Raw genomic sequence first — 2880 nt, forward strand, 5'->3', positions numbered from 1 at the left:
GTAGTGAGCTTGCATCTAAGTTTGGGGTAAGTGAAGACGGTATCGATGCTATGCTGGGAGTGTGGGTCAAGAAAGGCAAGATATCTCGCTTGGTCGACACCAATAAGCATGGCCATACAACACGTATTCGCTACACCATCAGCAAACAAGATGGTTTGTCACTGAATGTGATGATGTAGTTCAGGTCTCATACTCTCGTTGAAAGCGACGAGATTAGACAATAAAAAAGCCGCTCACCTATTTTAGGTGAGCGGCTTTTTGTTATGTGTCTTATCTGAACTGTCTTGTTTTAAAGCTCAATGAGACCAACTCAAATTACGCCTTCTTGAAGATAGAACTCAGCGACAAAACGTTTTGGATACGAGTATGGATTGCAGCTTGTTCTTCTTCCGTACGCTGCTCACCTTTAGTGTTTCCCCATACTGGTCCTGGCCATGCGATGTCATTTTTGAAACGCGCAATATGGTGAATGTGCAGTTGTGGCACCATGTTACCTAGCGCGCCTAGGTTTAATTTGTCTGGTTGGAATGTCGCTTCTAATGCTTGGCTTACCGCTTGAGACTCAAGCAAGAACTGCTGTTGTTCTTTCATTGGTAGATGGTGCAACTCTTTTAGGTTGGCGCGTTTGGGTACCAAGATAACCCAAGGCACTGCACTGTCTTTGCTTAGCAGCGCCAAGCTTAGTGGAAATTCGCCAATAAGCGTGGTGTCTTTTGCTAACTGTGGGTGAAGTTCAAAGCTCATTATTATTATCCATTTCGATTTCTTGAATTCAGTATACGTTAGATAAAACAAAAGGTTGATGCTCTCACATCAACCTTTGTATTTATTCATTGTAACCCGAAGGGGATTACATACGCTCTAGAGTTTCGATACCTAGAAGCGACAGACCTTGCTTGATAGTCTTAGCTGTCAGTGCAGCAAGCTTCAGGCGGCTCTGTTTAACGGTTTCATCTTCAGCCACAAGGATAGGGCATGCTTCGTAGAAGCTAGAGAATTGACCAGCAAGTTCGAACAGGTAGCTACACATGATGTGTGGTTGACCTTCACGAGCAACAGACTGTACCGCTTCTTCAAATTGTAGAAGTTTCGCGATAAGGGCTTTCTCTTTCTCTTCAGTGATTTTGATTTCACCTTCTAGAGAGTCCATAGAAATGCCTGCTTTAGCAAAGATTGAAGCGACACGAGTGTATGCGTACTGCATGTACGGTGCTGTGTTGCCTTCAAATGCCAGCATGTTTTCCCAGTCGAACACGTAATCAGTGGTACGGTGCTTAGAAAGGTCTGCGTATTTAACTGCTGCCATTGCTACTGTGTTCGCAATGGTTTTCTTCTCGTCTTCTGCTAGCTCAGGGTTTTTAGATTCAATCAGCTGAGTTGCACGTACTTCTGCTTCGTCCAGAAGGTCAGCAAGACGCACTGTACCGCCAGCACGAGTTTTAAATGGCTTACCATCTTTACCTAGCATCATGCCGAACGCGTGGTGCTCAAGAGATACAGACTCAGGAACATAACCCGCTTTACGAACGATAGTCCAAGCTTGCATTAGGTGTTGGTGCTGACGAGAGTCGATGAAGTAAAGTACGCGATCTGCGCCCAGTTCTTCAAAACGATATTTAGCACAGGCAATATCGGTGGTGGTGTATAGGAAGCCACCGTCACGTTTTTGCACGATAACGCCCATAGGGTCGCCATCTTTGTTTTTGTATTCGTCTAGGAATACAACTTGTGCGCCGTCAGACTCTTTTGCTAGACCTTGTGTTTGTAGGTCAGAAACGATGTTTGAAAGCATATGGTTGTACATACTTTCACCCATCACATCATCACGTGTTAGTGATACGTTCAGGCGATCGTAGTTACGTTGGTTTTGAACCATGGTTACGTCAACAAGCTTTTTCCACATTTCAGCACAGTATGCGTCGCCACCTTGCAGTTTCACTACGTAGCCACGAGCTTTCACAGCGAATTCTTCGTCTTCGTCGTAAAGCTTTTTAGATTCACGGTAGAACTGCTCAAGATCTGACAGTTCCATTGAAACTTCACCAGTTTCAGCTTGGATGCGCTCAAGGTTTGCGATAAGCATACCGAATTGAGTACCCCAGTCACCAATGTGGTTAGCACGGATAACTTTGTGACCTAAGAACTCAAGTGTACGAACAACAGCATCACCGATGATCGTTGAACGTAAGTGGCCTACGTGCATTTCTTTTGCAACGTTTGGAGCTGAGTAGTCAGCAACAATCGTTTGTGCTTCTGCGGCTGAAACACCAAGGCGAGAGTCAGCAAGCGCTGCGTCTGCTTGTTGTGCCAGGAACGTTTCATCTAGGAAGATGTTTAGGAAACCTGGACCTGCGATTTCAACTTTAGAAGCGATACCGTCTAGGTTTAGAACGTCCAATACTTTTTGAGCAAATTCTCGAGGGTTAGTGCCTAGTCGTTTAGCAACACCCATAATGCCGTTTGCTTGGTAGTCACCAAATTGTGGTTTTGCAGATTGACGGACAGCCGCAGGAGAGCCTGCAGGTGCGCCAGCGGCTTCTAGAGCCTGAGATACTTTGTCATTAATCAGTGCTTGGATATTCACACGCGTTTCCTTCAATTCAAGGATGAATAAGAGTAGCCGTTATTTCGTGGGCATTAAATTTGGCTAATTATGCTTCTAGTTAACGATTTAATGCTGAAATGAACAACAGACTCTGTTTAAGTTCACAAAAATGGCGTTAATCATACCAATTTTGTGGGCTTTCTTATAGGTCGAATTGATAGAAAATTAACATTTCCTGAGGGGTTTTTGACAATCAACTTTGACCAAGCCAAGTTTGTCTATTTAGGAAAGTAAGACACGGTACTTTTTGAGTGTTTTTTGTCAAAGCAGCGCTT

The 2880-nt window shown here is 44.3% G+C and carries 3 protein-coding genes; 1 reads left to right on the plus strand and 2 read right to left on the minus strand.

What is annotated here, in order from left to right:
* A partial coding sequence (locus tag AB4653_RS21030; RefSeq protein WP_372105246.1) for a FeoC-like transcriptional regulator occupies positions 1-179 on the plus strand: 179 nt, incomplete at its 5' end.
* A 136-nt stretch (positions 180-315) separates the two neighbouring features.
* Here AB4653_RS21030 and AB4653_RS21035 read toward each other — a convergent pair.
* Both AB4653_RS21035 and argS read right to left on the minus strand, forming a co-directional pair.
* Positions 316-744 carry an HIT domain-containing protein gene (locus AB4653_RS21035; protein WP_009847309.1) on the minus strand — a complete coding sequence of 143 codons (429 nt, stop codon included), beginning with the start codon at positions 742-744 and terminating at the stop codon, positions 316-318.
* 106 nt (positions 745-850) lie between these two features.
* Positions 851-2584 (minus strand): arginine--tRNA ligase, encoded by a 1734-nt coding sequence (gene argS, locus AB4653_RS21040; protein WP_009847308.1) that lies wholly within the window; start codon positions 2582-2584, stop codon positions 851-853.
* Positions 2585-2880 lie beyond the last annotated feature (296 nt).

It is taken from the genome of Vibrio sp. 10N.222.48.A3 (assembly GCF_041475345.1).
Taxonomy (GTDB): Bacteria; Pseudomonadota; Gammaproteobacteria; order Enterobacterales; family Vibrionaceae; genus Vibrio; species Vibrio tasmaniensis_A.

Coding starts and splice junctions, on each gene's coding strand:
- AB4653_RS21035 (WP_009847309.1), bottom strand. CDS start 744: ATGAGCTTTGAACTTCACCCACAGTTAGCAAAAGACACCACGCTTATT.